Below are 17,865 nucleotides of genomic sequence, written 5' to 3'. Positions count from 1 at the left end.
GCGCTGGTTCCGCGACAGCTCCGGTGAGCCGGGAGGCGCGGTGTCGGTGGATCCTGCCAGGGTCGCGTCATGCAGATCCTCGCCCTGGTCATCGGACTCCTGATCGGCGTCGCCGTCGGTGCGGTCGTCGCCTGGTCGCTCGCCCGCTCGCGCGCGGGCGTCGACGCGGCCGCGTCCCGCGCCACCGCCGAGGGCCTGCGCGACCAGCTCGACGCCGTCCGCCGCGACGCCGAGGAGCGCCTCGACGCGCAGGACGCCCAGTACCGGCGGCAGGTCGACTCCCTCGAGCGGCGCTCCGCCGAACTCGAACACCTGGTGCAGCGGATGCACGGCGCCGACACGGCCCGCAACCAGAACGAGTCGAAGGTGCTCTCCGCGCTCAGCCCGGTGGCGCAGACCCTCGATGCGATGCGCGCGAAGATCGCCGAGCTCGAGCAGTCCCGGAGCGAGCAGTACGGCGCACTCTCCGCACAGCTGCGCTCCGCCGCGGAGTCCGAGGAACGACTCCGCGCCACCGCCGACGTCCTCGCCGGCGCCCTGTCGTCGAACAGCACCCGCGGCGTCTGGGGCGAGACGCAGCTCCGCAACGTCGTCGAAGCGGCCGGGTTGCTCGAACGCGTCGACTTCGACGTGCAGTCCTCCGTGACGACCGCCGTCGGCACCGCCCGCCCGGACATGGTCGTGCACCTGCCCGGCGGCAAGACCATCGCCGTCGACGCGAAGGTCCCGTTCAGCGCCTACCTGCAGGCCGCCGAGATCCCCGCGACCGCCACGGGGGCAGAGGCCGCTCGTCGTGACCAGCTCGTCGCCCAGCACGTCAAGGCACTCCGTGCGCACATCGACGCACTCGCCGCCCGCGAGTACTGGACCGGGTACGACGCCTCCCCCGAACTGACGATCGCGTTCATCCCGTCCGAGTCGCTCATCTCCAGCGCCCTCGCCGCCGACCCGGGCCTGCTCGACCACGCGTTCCGGAAGCGGATCGCGCTCGCGTCCCCGGTGACGCTCTGGTCGGTGCTCAAGACCGTGGCCTTCTCGTGGCAGCAGGACGTCGTCTCGCAAGAGGCACACGAGCTCTTCAAGGTGTCCCGCGAGCTCTACGGACGGCTGTCGACCATGGCCGGGCACGTCGACAAGCTGGGCCGATCGATCCGGGGCACCGTCGTCGACTACAACCGCTTCGTCGGCTCGCTCGAACGGCAGGTGCTGCCGAGCGCCCGACGTCTGTCACTGCTCGACGAGTCGAAGGTCATCGCCGACCCGGCGTCGATCGAGGACGAGCCACGACTGCTCACGGCGCCGGAACTCGTCGGCGCCGTCGAGGACGACTGACCAGGTCGGTAGGCTCCTCCGTCATGGGGGAAGCACTGCAGAACCATCCCGGCGACCGCGAGTTCCCGGTCCGCGCCCGATGGCGACACCGCGCGATGGTCGCCACAGCGCGCAAGCAGACCGGGCGTCGGCGGGACCGGTCGGCCGCGTGGATCATCATGGCGATCGCGATCGTGGCGTTCTTCGTCGCCCTCGTCGCCGCCACCGCCGGCCCGTACGACGTCCGGGAACACTTCGGCTACGGCGCCCAGGCCGCCTGGCGCTGTCTGCTCATCGCCGTCGTGGTCTGGTTCGTCCTGACCTTCGTCGCCTCACTGCGGGACATCGGCCTGCCCGTCCGCGAGCAGCGGCGCTACCGCCAGCGCACCGGGGCCGCCGAGCTGCCGGTCCGTCGGCAGCAGCAGCTCGCCCTGGCGTCCTTCGGGGACTTCCACGACGGCTGGTGGCCGACTTCGCTCGCCCCGTACGGAGCGCGGGTCGAACTCGGCGGCGAGTACCTGCAGGACACCACCCCGTCACCCTTCGTCACCATCCCGCTGCCCGCCGTGACCTTCCTGCGCCGCGAACTCGACGAGACCTACAAGATCGCCAGCGGCCGTGACGCCCAGGTGTTCGCCGTCGACCTGCTCGGACCGAAGAGCGCCTCGTGGCAGTTCCTCGCCCTGAGCCGTTCGCCCGAGGGCGAGGCACGTCTGACGCGGGTGTCGTCCCTGCTCGGCACGGACCCGTGGGCGGCGTCGAACCTGCTCGAGGCGGGTCCCGGGCGACCACCGAAGCTGCTGTGGTCGATGGACGTGAAGAACGCCATCGCCGCCGTCCGCGGCGCCTACGTCGCGGGGCTGCTCAGCGCCGAGGATGCCTGGGCGTCGATCGACCTCGTGTCGAGCGTCGCCTTCACGGTGTTCGACTCGTGGGACGACTACTTCGACAACCTCCGCGCGGCCTACGCCGTGGTCTACGACGAGCTCAAGACCGTGCAGGAGTTCGACGCCCTGCGGCACGAACTCTCCGCGTCCGACTGGCCCGTCACCCGACTGCCGTGGCCGGCCACTCCCGGCGCGCCCCTGCCTCGCACCGTCAGCGAACCGCTGCGGGCGGACGAGGACGACGCGTCGGTCTCCTGACTGTGGGCGGGTCGCCCTCGGGGCGACGGCTCGTGCGTTCGAGCGTGCGGGGAGCACGCGGACGGCCCCGGTGGTGCAGTCTCAGCCTCCCACCCTGCGAGCGTGTCCGGAGGCGTCGACGAGGTCGACCGGATAGTACGGCGACGACCGAAACGCCGTGTCGTCCAACCCGCGGGCCACGACGAGTCTGGCAGCCTCCCACGCCCAGTATCCGAAGTAGGTCTCGAACCGATCCCCCTGCACTGCCTGCAGTGCGGGCGCCCACCAGATGAACGAGATGTTCTTCTCCCACGACTGCACGTACCGCAGCAACGCCGCCTCCGCACGAGCCGGCTCCCCCACCGCAGCCGGCAACAGATTCTGGAACGGCCGCTTGTGCCACGCTGCGTCCCGCAACGGATCGATCCCCAGAAGCGTTCCGAGCACTGGATCAGCGCCGCCAGCGGCGGTGACGATCCCGATCATCCGGATCCGTAAGTCCGCATCAACACCCACACATCGCGCCACCGACGCCAACCACAACGCGTAGTAGTACGTCGACTTGTTCTCGAACGTCATTGGGCCCAACGGGAGATCTGCATCAGAGACGGCCGAGTACAGGTTCCAGGTCTCCCACACGGTGACCGCTGACTCGAGGTCATTCTCAAGCGATTCAACGGGATACCCCGCTGAATATCGTGCGCCCAGCAGGAAGAACGTGCTCTCGAAGTTCGTCTGGGTCCTGATGATCCCAGCTCGTAGGTTGTCCGGCTGGAACCGATGGCTGGATGGTCGGAACTCATCGACACTACGCGTCAGGATCTCGATCGCACCCGTCCAGTACGCAGCACTGACGCGGTCGTCCCGTGGAGTCATGTCGATGACCGTAGGTGCACCGGTGCACCGGTGCACCGAGCAGCTGCGTCGGACAGGACGCTCCGGCTGATCGTGACCGCCGCACAGTCGAGCGTTCCGTCAGGAAGGGCCACGGTCGCCGCATCGATCTCATCAGGCTTTTGCCTGAACAATCCGAAACGTACCGACGCCCCCCGCTACGCCGTTTCGGGCGAAGCTAACGTGTAGATGATCAGCACGGGAAGGCCAGGGAACGGCTCGGATACTGATCCGCAAGGATCTCCGCCCAGTTCTCGGTCTGGTTCTCGTACTCCGTAAGCCACCCGGATGGATCGATCTCGGGAAGCTGCTCGCGCGCGAGCGCGCGTAACGGAACCCACTCGGCGAAACGAGATGCGCCTCGATCTGCAGTTCTCCGAGGCTGGTTCGTCTGCGATCTCTCATTGGGTCTGCTTTGCCCCCACCACTGACTCGGAAACGGAGGCGAATGCTGGCAGCGCCCACCTCCCCAACGGCTACCACCGAGCCTCCTGGCGAATGGCAGGAGCTCACAGGAGATCGTTCGGCAAGAAGGGCGACTCGACGCCATCGAAGTCAACATCTGCCGCCCGTACGATCGCAGGCACTTCGAATGCCCAATAGCCGACAAATCCCTCGCCGTACTCGTCGCCCGGTCGGACATGGTCCAAGGACCCCATCCAGGACAACGGCTTCATCCGGGATGGCCAGTCCTGCAGGTACTTCCGGAGCTGCTGCGGGGCGGACGACGGTTGGTCGAGGGCCACCACGAGCGGGCGTGCGAGGCGGGGGGTCGACACTTCGACGTCACCCACTCGGTGCCGCCCGCCGAGCCTGGCAGAGAGTCCGTCGAACAGTGCGTCGGCGCCCTGGCGCGACACGGCATCGAGGATGAGAGCAGCACTGTCCGACCTGGAACTCCCCACCGCGAGCCCAAGCAGACGCAGCACACTCACGTAGTAGTCGTTACCCTCCGAGAGACTCGGGGATCTGTCCGGCAGATCAATGGCGAGCTCGACCCAGGTCGAGTACGACTCGGCAACGGAGCCGACTGCGGCACCGATCTCGGCCAATCCGATCCCAGCCGAGTACTGCACCGCCAGGTACTTCAAGCCGGTGTGCCACGAGTCCCGGGCACCCTTCGTCCGCCGCTCTGGTTCGACAGCACGGGCGAACGCGCTCTTCCGCCCCTCCCAGTTCGTCGAGGTCACGTCGAGGGCGCTTCGCCAGTACCGCTCGTCGATCTCCCGCGCCCGAGGCCGCAGCGCTTTCTTCTCAGATCCGGTCTTCGGAGAAAGTGATTTCACCTTTTGATGCAGAAGTGTCCGTGCTCGATTGCGAGCTTCTTTACTACCCTCAATTCCTTCGCTTCCTGATTTTGAACATCAGTCTCGCCCGGCCGCAATGAAGTATTCAGAGCTGCTGTACCGGCAGTCACAGCGGCACCCCCGTAAACGGGGGCATCTACCGAGAATGCAACCAGCGTCGATCCGCCTGTGAAGTCATCAGCGGAGCCCCTTCCATCACAGGAGATCGAGCGGCAGGAAGGGCGACTTCATGTCATTGAGATGCATGTCGATCGCTTTCGCGATCGCCGGCAATTCCAGTGCCCAGTACCCGACGAATCCCGCACCGTAGCTGTCGCCCGGGGCGACTGCTTCCAGCGACCCCATCCAATCCATCGGCTTCATCCGCGACGGCCAGTCTGCGAGGTACGTCTCGATTGCAGGGCCGGACCCGGTTGGCTGCTCGAGCGCAGAGAGCAGGGGTCGCGCGAACCGGGGTGTCGAAGGCTCGTTCTCATCCCAGCAGTGTTGAAGTCCGAACGCAGACGCAAGAGCCGAGAACAGCGGATCTGCCCCCTGCCGAACCACCGTCTCGAGGATCGCCCGCGCATGAGTCTCCCGACCACAGCCCATCGTTATGCCGAGAAGCCGCAGCACGCTGATGTAATACTCGTTTCCGTCGCCGAGGCTGGGCGACGGCTTGTGGCCGGAGGACGCTAGGTCGACCCATGTGCAGTACGCGTCTGCCACCGATTCGGCGACATCTCCGATGGCGTCCACGCCGACGCCCGCAGAGTACTGCGCCGCCAGGTACCGGAGGCCCATGTGCCACTCGCCACGGACGGCACCTAATCGCTTTGTAGGATCCGTTGCTCGCTGAACGGCAGCCCTGCGCCCTTCCCAATTGGTAGAGGTCACCTCGATGGCGCTCTGCCAGTATCGCGCATCGAATTGGGCGGCCCGCTGGCGGAACGCAGTCTTGCGCCGGAGAAGCGGCATCAGGGAATCACCTTTCCACCCGTATCGACCATGAATCTTGTTGAACCTCCATCATGTCCAACGACGATGACACTCCGAGGGAGTTTTCCCTCATCGAGCAGCTTCTGAATTGCGTCGAAGTGGCGCTCGTCCACGGCTCGTTCCAATCGTGTCAACGCATCGCGCCCCGCTGGAGAGTCGATCCACTGGTCACTCAATTGACGACCACTCAGTTTCGTGTTCTTCAGCAGGCTGTTTGGAGCTACATCATCGTGCTTGGAGAACTTCGCCTCGCCGATCTCGTACTCGCCGGTCTTCTTGTTGAAGTAGACACCGTCGAGCCCGTTGGCACTGGTGCTGCCCTTCGTGTCGATCCGTTCGAAGCCGGAGCGAGCGTAGAGGTCGTGCATCTGCTGCTCTCCGAAGGCAGCTTTCTCGTCCTTGGTCGCGGTCCTCGGCAGGGTCCGCCCGTTCGGGTTCACCCGGACACCGAGGGGCAGTTCAACGCGACGCCCGAACGGAACGGCAGACTTGACCTTCCCGATGACCGATCTTCCCGCGGCCAGGACCCGGCCGCCTGCGCGGGAGATGCCGCCCATGCCTCGTGCGTACTTGCCCATGCTGGCCAGTCGGCCGAGTGCGCCGCCGGCGGGGACGCAGTCGAGCAGTGCGAAGGCGAGGTCCCACCCGTCGGCGGTGCCCTTGCTCATCTTGTACAGCGTGTCCGCCAACACCACGAGGGCGATCGCGGCGATGATCAACGTCCACGGCCCCGGGATGATCATCGCGATGATCCCACCGACCGCGACGACGACCTTCGCCACCGACACGATGGTCTCCCACGCCTCGGAGCCGAAGATCTTGTCCCACGTGGACTGCTTCCCCAGGCCCGCGTCGGCTGCTTCGCCGATCTTCGTCGCGGTGCGCCGTTCTCCGTCCTCCCAGTCGCCCTTCGCGTCGGCGACGAGCCGCTTGGCCGCGTCGATGCGGGACTGCGCCGCCGCGATGTCGCCCTGCGCACTCGACACCGAACCCTGCGCGACGGAGGCGTTGTCGGACGCCGCCCGCAACTGCGCCGGCGACGGCACGTCCACCCCGTCGGGGACGTCGGACCCCGCCGGGTACTTGTCAGCGACCTTCGACAGGTCGCGCGACGCCGACTGGTAGTGCGACAGGGTCGACTGCGCGTCCGCGAGGCGGGTCTGCGCGGCGGCGAGGTCACCAGAGGCGTCCTTCGCGTCCGCCAACGCACCGTCAGCCCGGTACTGGGCGTCGTCGACGACGTCGGCCCACCCCGACAACGCGGACGCTGCTGCTTCGTAGGAGGCGACGAGCTTGGTCAGGTCCGACGGGGTGTCCTCGATCGCCTCGACGAACACGTCCGCCGCTTCACCCTGCCAGTCGGTGAGCCACCCGGACCCCTGCACCGACTTCAGGCGCGTCGAGGCGTCATCGGCGGCGTCGGAGATGCGCTGGTACTCCCGCGCCATCATCCGCACCGACGACGGATCCCCCTTGACCGGGTCGTCCCCCTGATCGACAACGTCCCACCCCGACGGCCGCGCCATCATTCCTCCCCAGGTCGGCCCGAGCACCTCGTTCTCCACAGGTGCGCGGGTGTGACCATATCAGGGGACAACGCTGAGGTCGACTGGGTAGTACGGCGCCGACCGCAAGGCTGTGTCGTCCAGCCCGCGGGCCACGACGAGTCCGGCAGCCTCCCACGCCCAGTATCCGAAGTAGGTCTCGAACCGATCCCCCTGCACTGCCTGCAGTGCGGGCGCCCACCAGATGAACGAGATGTTCTTCTCCCACGCCTGCACGTACCGCAGCAACGCCGCCTCCGCACGAGCAGGCTCCCCCTCCGCAGCCGTCAAGAGGTTCTGGAAGGGCCGCTTGTGCCACACCGAATCGCGGACCGGCTCCACCCCCAACAACACCCCCAGCACCGGATCCGCTCCACCAGCAGCAGCAACCACCCCGACCAGCCGACCCAGCAACACCGGATCAACACCCACACACCGGGCCACCGACGCCAACCACAACGCGTTGTAGTACGTCGACTTGTTGTCGAACTCCAAGGGATCCAACGGGAACCCCGCGTCCGGTGCTGCCGCGTACCGGTTCCAGGTCTCCCACACCGTCACCACCGACTCGACATCCACCGCCAGCGCAGCAACCGGCACACCCGCCGAGTACCGCGCGCCGAGCAGGAAGATCGCGCTCTCGAAGTTCGCAGTCGTCCGCATGATCCCAGCCCGGACGTCGTCCGAGCGAAACGCATGACTGAACGGACGGAACTGCTCAACATCGCGCGACAAGAGCCGCAGCGCGTCCTCCCAGTACGCGGCACTCACCCGACGGTCACGCGGCTGCATGCGCCTCAGCGTAGGGGAAGGCCCAGCGAGCGGCTGCGCTCAGAGCGCGCCGCGGACCGCCTCGAGGTCCGGGAACCCGCGGAGCCGGTAGCGCGTCGGGCGCACCTCGAGTTGCTCGATCGCCTCGGGCGTCAGCTCCCGCAGCCGACCGAACGGCACGGGCTGCGTCTGTCCGTCGAGGGTGACGAGCACCACGGTGTCGACCGCGGCGACGACGGTGTCGACGTCCTCGGTCCACGACGAGTACGAGAAGGCCGGGTCGTCCTCGGCGAGCCGCGCGACCGAGACCGTCCCGACGTGGACGTCCTCACCCCGGCGGTCGAACGAGGCCTGCAGCGCCTCCTGCTGCAGGTTGGCGGCTGTCGCCGTCCACAGCGCCCGGACGGTGCGGAGCTCCCCGTCGAGCGCGGCGTCCTCGTACGGGCGCCAACCGTCTGCGCGAAGGACCATCGGCGGGCCGCTGAGGACCTCGCCCTCGTCGTCGCCGAGGATCTGCTGGGCGACCCCGACCGCAGTCGCGAGGCCGTCCTGGTCCTCGTCGCCCGTGACGATGAAGGTCGTCGGTGCCACCGGGAAGACGACCGGGGCACCCCGGAACTCGATGCCCCCGAGCGTCTGCGGTGCGAGGACGAGCAGCACGGCGAGGTCGGGGTCCTGGATGACGATCGTGCCGGGCTGGATCACCGCCACGTCACCGCCGGCCTGCGCTTGTGCAGCCGCGACGGCAGCCTGCAGCACGTCGTCGTCGGCCCAGCCCATGTCACGCAGGGCCGGTGCGGTCAGGATCGCGCCGGTCTCGTCCGCCAGGATCACGCCGAGGTCGGGCGCCACCGGCACGACGTGTGGCAGCCGGTCGGCTGTGCCGTCCGCTTCCGCGTGCAGCGTGCGGATGCCCGCGGTGTCGAGTCCGACGATCCGTGCCGTGGTGACAGTCATGCTCCGACCCTACGCAACGGGGCACCGCCGGACGACCGGCGACGCCCCGAGGAGACGGACAGGGGTCCTGCTCAGAACCACTTCTCCGCACGGTGGTCCGCCTGGATCCGGCGGATCGTGTTCGAGCGGGAGCGGAGCACGAGCGAGTCCGTGTGGATGACGCCGCGCGACCGGCGGACGCCGTCGACGAGGACGCCGTCGGTGACGCCGGTGGCGACGAAGAACGTGTTGTCGCCGGTGACCAGGTCGTCCTGGTCGAGGACCTTGCCCAGGTCGTGGCCGGCGGCGATCGCGCGCTCGCGCTCCTCGTCGTCCTTCGGCTGGAGCTTGCCGAGGATCACGCCGCCGAGCGCCTTGATCGCGCACGCGGTGATGATGCCCTCGGGGGTACCGCCGACACCGACGCACATGTCGATGTTCGAGCCGGGCAGGGCCGCGGCGATGCCACCGGCGACGTCACCGTCGAGCAGCAGACGCGTGCCGGCACCGGTCGCACGGATGGCGCGGATCAGTTCGTCGTGACGCGGACGGTCGAGCACGGCGACGACCATGTCCTCGAGGTCCTTGCCCTTGGCCTTCGCCAGCGCGCGGATGTTGTCGCCGATCGGCTTCTCGAGGTCCAGGACGCCGCGACCCTCGGGTCCGGCGGCGATCTTGTCCATGTAGAAGACGGCGGAGGGGTCGTACATCGAACCGCGGTCCGAGACGGCCATGACGGAGATGGCGTTCTGCCGGCCGGCGGCGGTGAGCGAGGTGCCGTCGATCGGGTCGACCGCGATGTCGCAGGCCGGGCCGTGACCGTTGCCGACGTGCTCGCCGTTGTAGAGCATCGGGGCGTTGTCCTTCTCGCCCTCACCGATGACGACGACGCCGTCGAAGTTCACGGTGCCGAGGAACTTGCGCATCGCGTCGACCGCGGCACCGTCGGCGAGGTTCTTCTCACCACGGCCGACCCACGGCTGCGCACGGATCGCGGCGGCCTCCGTCGCACGCACGAGCTCGAGCGCCAGGTTGCGGTCGGGCTGGAGGAACAGGGAGCCGGTTTCCGTCGTAGGAGTCACGACCCGAGCGTACCGGCCGGCGGTCGATCCGCGGTCCGGACGCGGGGGCCGTGAACGCACGTGCACACCGGGAGTGAGCGAACCGCCCAGCCCGCACCGCGCCTCCCGGCCTTGCTGACTACGATCGGCGGGGACACCACCGAAGTCGAAGGAGATCCACGTGCCCATCGCAACGCCGGAACAGTACGCCGAGATGATCGAACGCGCGAAGGCGGGCAAGTTCGCGTACCCCGCGGTCAACGTGTCCTCGTCCCAGACCATCAACGCGGTCCTGCAGGGGCTGCAGGAGGCCGGTTCGGACGGCATCCTCCAGGTCACGACGGGTGGTGCCGACTACTTCGCCGGGCAGACCATCAAGAACCGTGCCGCCGGTGCCCTCGCGATGGCGAAGTTCGCGCACGAGGTCGCGAAGAACTACGACATCACGGTCGCCCTGCACACCGACCACTGCCCGAAGGACGCCCTCGACGGCTTCGTCCTGCCGCTCATCGCCGCGAGCGAGGAAGAGGTCCGTCAGGGCCGCAACCCGATCTTCCAGTCGCACATGTGGGACGGTTCGGCCGTGCCGCTCGACGAGAACATCGAGATCGCGAAGACGATGATCGAGAAGACGCGGAACATCAACGCGATCCTCGAGGTCGAGATCGGCGTCGTCGGCGGCGAAGAGGACGGCGTCGAGCACGAGGGCACGAACGACGCCCTGTACACGACCCCGAACGACGTCGAGAAGGTCGTCGACGCACTCGGCCTCGGCGACCAGGGCCGCTGGATCGCGGCGCTCACCTTCGGCAACGTGCACGGCGTCTACAAGCCGGGCAACGTCAAGCTCCGCCCCGAGCTCCTCGGCGAGATCCAGGCCTCGGTCGCGGCGAAGCACGGCACCGGCGAGAACCCCCTCGACCTCGTGTTCCACGGCGGCTCCGGCTCGACCGACGACGAGATCCACGAGGCCGTCCGCAACGGCGTCATCAAGATGAACATCGACACGGACACGCAGTACGCGTTCACGCGCTCGATCGCCGACTCGATGTTCCGGAACTACGAGGGCGTCCTGAAGATCGACGGCGAGGTCGGCAACAAGAAGCAGTACGACCCCCGCGCCTGGGGCAAGATCGCCGAGACCGCCATGGCGGCTCGCGTCGGCGAGGCCGCGAAGGTGCTCGGCTCGGCCGGTCACACCCAGGGCTGAGCAGGTCCGTCCGGTCCGGTCGTCCCGGACTGGAGGAACGGGGCGCGTCCGACGGACGCGCCCCGTTCTGCGTGGGGTCGCCTCCACCGCGTGCCACGATGGACGGGTGACCGTCGACGCCATCGCCTCCGAGTTCGCCCAGTTCGTCACCGACTCCCCCACCGCGTTCCACGCGGCAGCGGCGGCTCGTGACCGTCTCGTCGCCGCCGGGTTCACCGAGCTGTCCGAGCTCGACGGCTGGCCGTCCGAGGCCGGCGCGTACGTCGTCGTGCGCGACGGGGCGGTCATCGCGTGGCGACTGCCGGACGGTGCCGGTCCGACGACGCCGTTCCGCATCCTCGGCGCCCACACCGACTCCCCCGGCTTCCGCGTGAAGCCGAACCCCGGCGTGCGCACCGGCGGCTGGGAACAGCTCAACGTCGAGGTCTACGGCGGCGCACTCCTGTCCACCTGGTTCGACCGCGACCTGCGGATCGCCGGCCGGGTCGTCGACGCCGACGGCTCCGTCCGACTCGTCGCCACCGACGCCGTCGCCCGGATCCCGAACCTCGCCATCCACCTGGACCGCGGGGTGAACGACGGCAAGGAGATCGACCGCCAGCGGCACACCCTGCCCGTCGTCGGGGTCGACGGCGACGCGGGCGGGACCGACGTGGTGTCGTGGTTGCGCGCCCGGCTCGGCGACGAGGCAGTCTCGTGGGACCTGTTCCTCGCCGACACCCAGGCACCGTCGCGCATCGGCATCGACCGGGAGTTCCTGGCGTCCGGCCGGATGGACAACCTGACGAGCGTGCACGCCGGGCTCCGGGGCATCGTCGACGCCCCCGCCGACGGCGACCACATCCCGGTGTTCGCGGCGTTCGACCACGAGGAGATCGGCTCCTCGACCCCGTCCGGTGCCGGCGGCCCCTTCCTCGAGGACGTCCTCGGCCGCGTGCAGGAAGGCCTCGGCGCCACCCGCTCCGAGGCGGCCCGGGCGTTCCGCGCCTCGTGGCTGCTGTCGAGCGACGCCGGTCACCTGGTGCACCCGAACCAGCCGGAGAAGCACGACCCGACGAACCGTCCGCGCCCCGGAGCCGGTCCGCTGTTGAAGATCAGCGCGAACCAGCGCTACATGACCGAGGCGAAGGGCGAGGCCGTCTGGGCCGCCGCCTGCGAGACCGCCGGCGTGCCGTGGCAGCCGTTCGTCAACGTGAACACGATCCCCGGTGGCTCGACCATCGGCCCGATCGCGGCGACCCGGCTCGGGATCCCGACGATCGACATCGGCGTCGGCCTGCTGTCGATGCACTCGATCCGCGAGCTCGTGCACGTCGAGGACCTGGCATCGCTGCACGGCGCGGTCGCGGCGTTCCTGGCCGGCTGAGCCGCGGGGCCGGTGAGCCCCGGCCGATCCTGGGGCACGGCGCAGGCCGGCCGGGGTTCGAGCCCGGTGCTGACCGGCTGGGCCGGGGCCGGGTCGGCGTCGACGGAGGACGACAACGTCGACGTCGCACGACGCCGATCATGTCGCGTAACGACGCCACCCGGGACCCGCGGGCCAGCGGCACGAGGCCGGTGCCGAGCCGACTGGGTCACCGCCGCCGTACGACGACAACGTCGCCGTCGCGCGATGTCGATCATGTCGCACAACAGCGCCGACGGGGACCCGTTGGCCAGCGGCAGGAGACCGGTCACCGCCCGGACCAGGCCGCCACCGCCACCGCCGTACGACGAAAGCGACGAGAGCGACGACAACGTCGCCGTCGCGCGACGTCGATCATGTCGCACAGCAGCGCCGACGGCGATCCGGAACCCCTGGGCGCCCGAGGGGCAGCGCGGACCGGACTCAGGCGCCGCCGGCCTGGCGCAGCATGAACTCGACGAAGTGCGGGTCCTGGAACACCACGACGACGAACGCGATCGTGCTGACGAGCGTCGCCACCACGGCGCCGAGCAGCGGCACCCAGAACGTCCGGCGACGGGCGCGGAGCCGACGGACGGACCACCACGCCACGAGCACGAAGACCACCAGGTTCGTCAACGCCCCGACGACCGCCGCGACGCCGAGGCCGCTCGGGTCGGTGAGCGCGGTGTACTGCGTCTCGAGGGTCCGTCGCACGGTGGCCGCGACGTCCCGCACGGCGAGGGACTGCAGCACCGAGACCAGCCCGAACGCGAGCAGCGCGACGGTGGCGATGAAGTCGCCCGGGGTCTTGCCGAACCGGCTCGCCGGCGCGGTGCGCGGTGCTCCGCCGGTCGACGGCTCCGCACCCTGGTCGTGTCGCCCCGCGGGTCCGACGTCGGACGAGGTGCGGCTGCCGGCACCCCGGATCGTGTGACCGCCGCGGACGGCCTCGGCCGCGGCCTGCTCACGGAGTGCACGGGAGCGCTCTTCGCGGTCCTGGCGTTCCTGTTCGACGAGCACCGGGTTCACCCAGCCCTCCGGCGCGTACTCGCCGTAGTGCGGCGCGGGCCGACCGTGCACCCGGCCGTCGCGGCGGGTGGAGGTGTCACCGTCCGCGCGACCGGCGGCCGACGTCGGGGACGCACCCCGGGCCTCCTGGCCGGAGGGGTCGTCGACCGGACCGGACTCGCGTCGCGGCACCGAGGACCAGCCGTCCGTCCCGCTCACGACCGACGCCCGCCGAGCGCACGCGTCGCCTTGCCGGACGCGTCGGTACGGAGCTCCTTGGGGAGCGAGAACATCAGGTCCTCGTGGGCGGTGACCACCTCTTCCACAGAGCCGTACCCGGCGTCGGCGAGCTGTTCGAGGACCTCGGCCACGAGTTTCTCGGGCACGGAGGCGCCGCTCGTGACGCCCACGGTCTGCACGCCGTCGAGCCACTCCTGCTGGATCTCCGCGGCGTAGTCGACCCGGTGGGCGGAGCGCGCACCGTGCTCGAGCGCGACCTCGACCAGGCGGACGCTGTTCGACGAGTTCGCCGAACCGACGACGATCACCAGGTCGGCGGCGGGCGCGACCTTCTTGATCGCGACCTGGCGGTTCTGGGTCGCGTAGCAGATGTCGTCCGACGGCGGGTTCTCGATCGCGGGGAACTTCTCGCGCAGCAGCCGGACGGTCTCCATCGTCTCGTCGACGCTCAGGGTCGTCTGCGAGAGCCAGACGAGGTTGTCGGGGTCCGGGACCTCGAGCGCGGCGACGTCCTCGGGGCCGTTGACCAGGATCGTGCGCTCGGGGGCGTGGCCCATCGTGCCCTCGACCTCTTCGTGGCCGGCGTGCCCGATGAGGATGATCGTGCGCTCGGCGCGGGCGAAGCGCGTGGCTTCGCGGTGGACCTTCGTGACGAGCGGGCAGGTGGCGTCGATGGCGTGCAGGTCGCGGTCGGCGGCACCGGCGACGACGGCCGGCGAGACGCCGTGCGCGCTGAAGACGACGTGCGAGCCGCGCGGGACCTCGGCGACGTCGTCGACGAAGACCGCACCGCGCTGCTCGAGGGTGGAGACGACGTGGACGTTGTGGACGATCTGCTTGCGGACGTAGACCGGCTCGCCGTACTGCTCGAGGGCCTGCTCGACCGCGACCACCGCACGGTCGACACCGGCGCAGTAGCCGCGAGGTGCCGCGAGCAGCACCTTCTTGGTGCCGGCGACCGGCTCGTCGCGCAGCCGCCCGCGGGCCGCGAGGACGCGCGGCGGGGCGAGCGGGACCGAGTGGCCGTTGGTGATCGTCACGTCCCCGATGATAGGTGAGCGCGACGCGCGCGACCTGGGCGCGCGGCACGCCTGTGGACGACGCGTCCGACGGCCGCTGTCACCGGGCTCGGGCACGATGGACCCACCGCACGACAAGGAGCGACATGGCGATCGAACAGGGCCCGCCGACGGCCGACAACCCGTGGCCCGTCGCGCTGCTCGGCGCGAAGATCCGCGACTGGATCGACCGCCTCGGCACCGCCTGGGTCGAGGGCGAGATCACCCAGTGGAACGTCGCCGGCGGCAACGTCTACGGCAAGCTCAAGGACGTCGAGGTCGACGCGACGGTGTCCTTCTCGATCTGGTCGAGCGTGCGCTCCCGGGTGCCGTCGGACATCAAGCAGGGCGACCGGGTCGTCGCGGCCGTCAAGCCGAACTACTGGGTCAAGGGCGGCTCGCTGACCATGCAGGTCGTCGAGATGAAGCACGTCGGCCTCGGCGACCTGCTCGAACGGCTGGAGCGGCTCCGGCGCACCCTGGCCGACGAGGGTCTGTTCGACCCGGCGCGCAAGAAGCGCCTGCCGTTCCTGCCGCACCGCATCGGACTCATCACCGGCAAGGACTCCGACGCCGAGAAGGACGTCAAGCGCAACGCGCAGCTCCGGTGGCCGCAGGTCGAGTTCCGCACCGTGCACACCGCGGTGCAGGGCGAGCGCACGGTGGCCGAGGTCACCGCCGCCATCCTCGAGCTCGACGCCGACCCGTCCGTCGACGTGATCGTCATCGCCCGGGGCGGCGGCGACTTCCAGAACCTGCTCGGCTTCAGCGACGAAGGGCTCGTCCGGGCTGCTGCGGCCGCCGCGACCCCGATCGTCTCCGCGATCGGGCACGAGGCCGACCGCCCCATCCTCGACGAGGTGGCCGACCTGCGGGCGTCGACGCCCACCGACGCCGCGAAGCGCGTGGTGCCCGACGTCGCCGAGGAGCTCGCGAACGTGCGGCAGGCCCGCGCCCGGCTCGGGCTCCGGCTGTCGCACACGCTGTCGGTCGAGGCCGACCGGATCGCCGCGCTGCGGTCCCGTCCGGCGCTGGCCTCGACCGCGTGGCTCGTCGACACCCGTGCGGAAGAGGTCGCGCGCGACCTGTCCCGGGCGCGCGAGCTGCTCGACCGTCGCCTCGAGCGCGGGCACGCCGAGGTCGGACACCTGACCGCCCGACTCCGGGCGCTGTCGCCCCGGGACACCCTGCGCCGCGGCTACGCGATCGTGCAGCGCGCCGACGGGGGCGTGGTGCGGGCCGCCGGCGACCTGACCGGCCCGACGCCGGTGCGGGTGACGCTCGGCGCGGGCACCGCCACCGGCACGCTCGAGCAGGACGGCACCGGGCCCGACGGCGCCTGAGCCCGGAACGCAGGGCCCAGACCGCGGCGCACCCGTTCTCCACAGGTCCTGCCGGGGCGACCGCGCGTCGGTGGGCGCTCGGTAGGATCGAGTCGTGCCATCCCAGCAGGAACCCGAGCAGACCGACGTCCAGTCGCTGAGCTACGAAGCGGCCCGCGACGAACTCGTCCGCGTCGTGAGCGAACTCGAGCAGGGGTCCGCCACGCTCGAGCGTTCGCTGGCGCTCTGGGAGCGCGGCGAGCTCCTGGCCGCCCGGTGCGAGGAGTGGTTGGTCGGCGCGCGCGCCCGCCTCGACGCCGCCCGCGCGACGACCACCGAGGACGGCTCCGCCCGATGACCGACGCAGACGGCCGCCCGATCGTCGCCGAGCTCGGTCGTGCCGAGACGGCGGAGGAGACCTGGGCGCGCAAGGACGCCGCCCGCACCGCCCGTCGGCAGCACCAGACGGCGTTCAACCTCGTCATCGCGCTCATCGCCTCGCTCGGCATCGTGCTCTTCCTCGTCGCCGTGGTCGTCCGTCCGGACACCACCGTCGACCGCTCCGTCGACTACCAGCAGATCGCGGCGAAGGCACACGTCGACGGCGTGACGCTGGCGGCGCCGACCCTGCCGGACGGGTACACCGCGAACCGGGCGGACTTCTCCGACAAGACCTCGGACGGCGTCGACGTCTGGACGCTGGGCCTGCTGACCCCGGACGAGCAGTTCATCCGCGTGCAGCAGGGCATCTCGGCGAACGGCACCTGGGTGTCGAACCAGCTCGACCAGCGCGCCTCGACCGGCTCCCGCACGATCGACGACACGAAGTGGACCGTGTACGACCGCCGCTCCGAGGGGCGTGACGCCGGCAACCTGTCCTACGCGCTCGTCACGACGATGGGCACGAACACGATCGTGCTCTCCGGCACCGCCGACGACCGGTCGTTCCGGACGGTCGCCACCGCCGTCGCCGAGCAGCTCGACCGGTAGCGGCCGGCCGCACCCCGACCCAGACCGACCCGAAACGACCCGACCCCACCCGAGGAACCCATGCCCGACCGCGCCGCCGCCACCCCGTCCGAGGCCCTCCGACTGCTCGTCGAGGGCAACGCCCGCTTCGCCGCCGACAAGCGCCGCATGGGCCGCGTCGACCCGGACCGCCGCACCGAGCTCGAGGGCTCGCAGGCGCCGTTCGCCACCGTCCTCGGCTGCTCGGACTCGCGCGTGCCGTTCGAGCACGTCTTCGACGCGGGCATCGGCGACCTGTTCGCCATCCGCAACGCCGGCCAGATCCTCGACGACGTCGTCCTCGGGTCCATCGAGTTCGCCGTCGTCGCCCTCGGCACCCCGCTCGTCGTCGTCCTGCGGCACACCCGCTGCGGCGCCGTGGCGGCCGCCCGCTCCGGCGAGCCGGTGCCGGCCCCGCACCTGCAGGCCCTCGTCGACGCCATCGCCCCGAGCGTCGAGAAGGTCCGCCGGACCGACGCCGACCTGCCACAAGAGGCAGTCGGCGCCGCACACCTCGAGGCCACGCTCGCCCAGGTGATCGAGCGCTCCGGCGCCGTCTCCGACGCGGTGGCCGAGGGTAGATTGGCCGTCGTCGGGGCGACCTACGACCTCGCCACCGGAGAGGTCACCATCGACACCGTCGTCGGACAGGCCTGACCGACCCCGACGACGCCCGCCCCGGCGACCCCGGGGCACCCGCACGGGC

At 70.0% G+C, this 17,865-nt stretch carries 17 protein-coding genes; 8 read left to right on the top strand and 9 right to left on the bottom strand.

The window, feature by feature from the left end; genetic code table 11:
- The first annotated feature begins 69 nt into the window (after positions 1-69).
- Positions 70-1,332 carry a DNA recombination protein RmuC gene (locus DEI99_RS04290; protein WP_111041547.1) on the top strand — a complete coding sequence of 421 codons (1,263 nt, stop codon included), beginning with the start codon at positions 70-72 and terminating at the stop codon, positions 1,330-1,332.
- A 23-nt stretch (positions 1,333-1,355) separates the two neighbouring features.
- Positions 1,356-2,456: a DUF1266 domain-containing protein gene (locus DEI99_RS04285; protein ID WP_111041548.1), complete on the top strand. Its 1,101-nt coding sequence runs from the start codon at positions 1,356-1,358 to the stop codon at positions 2,454-2,456.
- Between the two features lie 81 nt (positions 2,457-2,537).
- Here DEI99_RS04285 and DEI99_RS04280 read toward each other — a convergent pair whose 3' ends face one another.
- The 7 genes from DEI99_RS04280 to glpX form a co-directional block, all read right to left on the bottom strand.
- Complete coding sequence (locus tag DEI99_RS04280; RefSeq protein WP_146247099.1) at positions 2,538-3,311, bottom strand: PoNe immunity protein domain-containing protein; 774 nt, start codon at positions 3,309-3,311, stop codon at positions 2,538-2,540.
- A gap of 527 nt (positions 3,312-3,838) precedes the next feature.
- Positions 3,839-4,615 (bottom strand): PoNe immunity protein domain-containing protein, encoded by a 777-nt coding sequence (locus tag DEI99_RS04275; protein WP_181434417.1) that lies wholly within the window; start codon positions 4,613-4,615, stop codon positions 3,839-3,841.
- 216 nt (positions 4,616-4,831) lie between these two features.
- Positions 4,832-5,374 (bottom strand): PoNe immunity protein domain-containing protein, encoded by a 543-nt coding sequence (locus tag DEI99_RS04270; protein WP_284180948.1) that lies wholly within the window; start codon positions 5,372-5,374, stop codon positions 4,832-4,834.
- Positions 5,375-5,592: 218 nt separating this feature from the next.
- Positions 5,593-7,140 carry a putative T7SS-secreted protein gene (locus DEI99_RS04265; RefSeq protein WP_349774925.1) on the bottom strand — a complete coding sequence of 516 codons (1,548 nt, stop codon included), beginning with the start codon at positions 7,138-7,140 and terminating at the stop codon, positions 5,593-5,595.
- 60 nt (positions 7,141-7,200) lie between these two features.
- Complete coding sequence (locus DEI99_RS04260) at positions 7,201-7,950, bottom strand: PoNe immunity protein domain-containing protein (RefSeq protein WP_111041553.1); 750 nt, start codon at positions 7,948-7,950, stop codon at positions 7,201-7,203.
- A gap of 39 nt (positions 7,951-7,989) precedes the next feature.
- Entirely contained in the window at positions 7,990-8,886 is an 897-nt protein-coding gene (locus DEI99_RS04255) for a hypothetical protein (protein WP_111041554.1), read from the bottom strand.
- Positions 8,887-8,957: 71 nt separating this feature from the next.
- Positions 8,958-9,947 carry a class II fructose-bisphosphatase gene (gene glpX / locus DEI99_RS04250; protein WP_111041555.1) on the bottom strand — a complete coding sequence of 330 codons (990 nt, stop codon included), beginning with the start codon at positions 9,945-9,947 and terminating at the stop codon, positions 8,958-8,960.
- Between the two features lie 160 nt (positions 9,948-10,107).
- Between glpX and fbaA the strand changes: the two genes are divergently transcribed.
- Both fbaA and DEI99_RS04240 read left to right on the top strand, forming a co-directional pair.
- Entirely contained in the window at positions 10,108-11,136 is a 1,029-nt protein-coding gene (fbaA, locus tag DEI99_RS04245) for a class II fructose-bisphosphate aldolase (protein WP_111041556.1), read from the top strand.
- 106 nt (positions 11,137-11,242) lie between these two features.
- Complete coding sequence (locus DEI99_RS04240; protein ID WP_111041557.1) at positions 11,243-12,502, top strand: M18 family aminopeptidase; 1,260 nt, start codon at positions 11,243-11,245, stop codon at positions 12,500-12,502.
- A 462-nt stretch (positions 12,503-12,964) separates the two neighbouring features.
- On the opposite strand, the gene DEI99_RS04235 is transcribed toward DEI99_RS04240, so the two are convergent.
- Positions 12,965-13,750, bottom strand: coding sequence for a DUF6264 family protein (locus tag DEI99_RS04235; protein ID WP_111041558.1), 786 nt, complete (start codon positions 13,748-13,750; stop codon positions 12,965-12,967).
- Positions 13,747-14,811, bottom strand: coding sequence for a 4-hydroxy-3-methylbut-2-enyl diphosphate reductase (locus tag DEI99_RS04230; protein WP_502867013.1), 1,065 nt, complete (start codon positions 14,809-14,811; stop codon positions 13,747-13,749). The genes DEI99_RS04235 and DEI99_RS04230 overlap by 4 nt, the downstream gene beginning before the upstream one ends.
- 125 nt (positions 14,812-14,936) lie before the next feature.
- Between DEI99_RS04230 and xseA the strand changes: the two genes are divergently transcribed.
- From xseA to DEI99_RS04210, 4 genes are all read left to right on the top strand, one after another.
- Positions 14,937-16,172 carry an exodeoxyribonuclease VII large subunit gene (gene xseA / locus DEI99_RS04225; RefSeq protein WP_111041559.1) on the top strand — a complete coding sequence of 412 codons (1,236 nt, stop codon included), beginning with the start codon at positions 14,937-14,939 and terminating at the stop codon, positions 16,170-16,172.
- 94 nt (positions 16,173-16,266) lie between these two features.
- Positions 16,267-16,509: an exodeoxyribonuclease VII small subunit gene (locus tag DEI99_RS04220; protein ID WP_111041560.1), complete on the top strand. Its 243-nt coding sequence runs from the start codon at positions 16,267-16,269 to the stop codon at positions 16,507-16,509.
- Positions 16,506-17,141 carry a DUF4245 domain-containing protein gene (locus DEI99_RS04215; protein ID WP_111041561.1) on the top strand — a complete coding sequence of 212 codons (636 nt, stop codon included), beginning with the start codon at positions 16,506-16,508 and terminating at the stop codon, positions 17,139-17,141. The genes DEI99_RS04220 and DEI99_RS04215 overlap by 4 nt, the downstream gene beginning before the upstream one ends.
- Before the next feature lie 60 nt (positions 17,142-17,201).
- Positions 17,202-17,816 (top strand): carbonic anhydrase, encoded by a 615-nt coding sequence (locus DEI99_RS04210; protein WP_111041562.1) that lies wholly within the window; start codon positions 17,202-17,204, stop codon positions 17,814-17,816.
- Positions 17,817-17,865: the final 49 nt, after the last annotated feature.

Source organism: Curtobacterium sp. MCLR17_036 (genome assembly GCF_003234445.2).
GTDB lineage: Bacteria > Actinomycetota > Actinomycetes > Actinomycetales > Microbacteriaceae > Curtobacterium.
The sequence above is the reverse complement of the archived record's forward strand: the minus strand, read 5'-3'. Positions and strand labels throughout refer to the sequence as shown.

Excerpts from the sequence above, each read along its gene's own strand:
- DEI99_RS04215 (WP_111041561.1), top strand. The coding sequence starts at position 16,506 with ATGACCGACGCAGACGGCCGCCCGATCGTCGCCGAGCTCGGTCGTGCC.
- DEI99_RS04265 (WP_349774925.1), bottom strand. The coding sequence starts at position 7,140 with ATGGCGCGGCCGTCGGGGTGGGACGTTGTCGATCAGGGGGACGACCCG.
- DEI99_RS04260 (WP_111041553.1), bottom strand. The coding sequence starts at position 7,950 with ATGCAGCCGCGTGACCGTCGGGTGAGTGCCGCGTACTGGGAGGACGCG.
- DEI99_RS04210 (WP_111041562.1), top strand. The coding sequence starts at position 17,202 with ATGCCCGACCGCGCCGCCGCCACCCCGTCCGAGGCCCTCCGACTGCTC.
- DEI99_RS04280 (WP_146247099.1), bottom strand. The coding sequence starts at position 3,311 with ATGACTCCACGGGACGACCGCGTCAGTGCTGCGTACTGGACGGGTGCG.
- xseA (WP_111041559.1), top strand. The coding sequence starts at position 14,937 with ATGGCGATCGAACAGGGCCCGCCGACGGCCGACAACCCGTGGCCCGTC.
- DEI99_RS04285 (WP_111041548.1), top strand. The coding sequence starts at position 1,356 with ATGGGGGAAGCACTGCAGAACCATCCCGGCGACCGCGAGTTCCCGGTC.
- DEI99_RS04255 (WP_111041554.1), bottom strand. The coding sequence starts at position 8,886 with ATGACTGTCACCACGGCACGGATCGTCGGACTCGACACCGCGGGCATC.
- DEI99_RS04290 (WP_111041547.1), top strand. The coding sequence starts at position 70 with ATGCAGATCCTCGCCCTGGTCATCGGACTCCTGATCGGCGTCGCCGTC.